This is a genomic window from Roseibium sediminis, assembly GCF_008711325.1.
GTDB classification, from domain to species: Bacteria; Pseudomonadota; Alphaproteobacteria; order Rhizobiales; family Stappiaceae; genus Roseibium; species Roseibium sediminis.
Window position 1 is genome coordinate 1 of sequence record NZ_VXDB01000079.1, and the last position, 1,295, is coordinate 1,295.

The 1,295-nt window shown below is 55.5% G+C and carries 1 protein-coding gene; it reads left to right on the forward strand.

Annotated elements, in window-relative coordinates; translation table 11 throughout:
• Nucleotides 1–68: 68 nt before the first annotated feature.
• Nucleotides 69–1,148, forward strand: a complete 1,080-nt coding sequence (locus F0155_RS23125; RefSeq protein WP_150526921.1) for a transposase — start codon at nucleotides 69–71, stop codon at nucleotides 1,146–1,148.
• Nucleotides 1,149–1,295 lie beyond the last annotated feature (147 nt).

Genomic DNA, 1,295 nt, shown 5'->3' on the forward strand with positions numbered 1-1,295 from the left:
CTGGACACCCGCAAAAACCTCGCGCTGTTGGATGATTTCTGATTCACTGGCTTCACGGAGGTGTTGCCATGGATCCGATGAGCCTTTTCAGTTTGTCCGAGCATCTTGAGCGTTTGAGCAAGGATGGCGATCCGCTTGAGATTTTGGATCAGACGGTCGATTTTGAGTATTTCCGGGACTGGCTGGTTGAAGGGCTTGGCTACGGTGACGGCTCCAAAGGTGGCCGCCCGCCGTTTGACCCTGTTTCGATGTTCAAGGTTCTGATCCTTCAGGCCCAGCACAATCTGAGCGATGCAAAGATGGAGTTCATGATCCGGGACCGTCTGTCATGGATGCGGTTTTTGGGTTTTGATCTTGGTGGTGTGATGCCGGATGAGAACACGATCCGCCATTTTCGTAATCGGATGACGGCAACCGGCACCTTGAAGCGCGTGATGAAGGCGTTCGACTGGCAACTGAAAAAGAAGGGTTACATCCCCATGTCAGGCCAGATCGTCGATGCGACGCTGGTGCCAGCGCCCAAGCAACGCAATACGGAGGATGAGAAGGCCGCGATCAAGGCAGGCAAGACGGCGAAAGAAATCTGGCCGGACAAACCCAACAAGGCAGCACAGAAGGACACCACTGCCCGCTGGACACTGAAGATCGGCGGGAAGATACGCTACCGGCCCGATGGAACGCCACTGCCACAGATCGCGCTGCCCGTATTCGGTTACAAGAGCCATATCTGCATCGACCGGCGTTACGGCTTTATTCGGGGCAGTGCGGTGACGTCGGCCTCTGAGGCCGATGGTCGCCAGTTGAAGCGGGTCATCACCAAGGACAATACAGCCTCTGATGTCTGGGCTGATAGCGCCTATCGGTCAAAGAAGAACGAGAAGTGGCTGACCAAGAACATGCTGGTGAGCCGCATTCACCGGCGCAAGCCTGCGAACAAACCGATGCCAGAGGCAACCGCTCGTGCCAATGCGAAGAAGTCTTCGATCCGTGCTCGGGTAGAGCATGTCTTTGCGCATCAGAAAATGCGCTATGGCCTGTTCATCCGCACGATTGGCCTTGCCCGGGCAGAGGCAAAACTCACCCTTGCCAATCTGGCCTACAACTTCGACCGCCTGATTTTCCATGAACGAAGGAGAACCACAGCATAGGTGCGTCCAGAAATGGACGCAGAGCGCACATTGGCGGCTCAAGTAGCCCCAAACCCGGTAAAACAGGCCCAACACCGCGATCAAATCGCAAGAAACGGCTGCTCCTAAAAGGCCAAGCCAAAATCATTGGGTTTTTGCGGGTGTCCA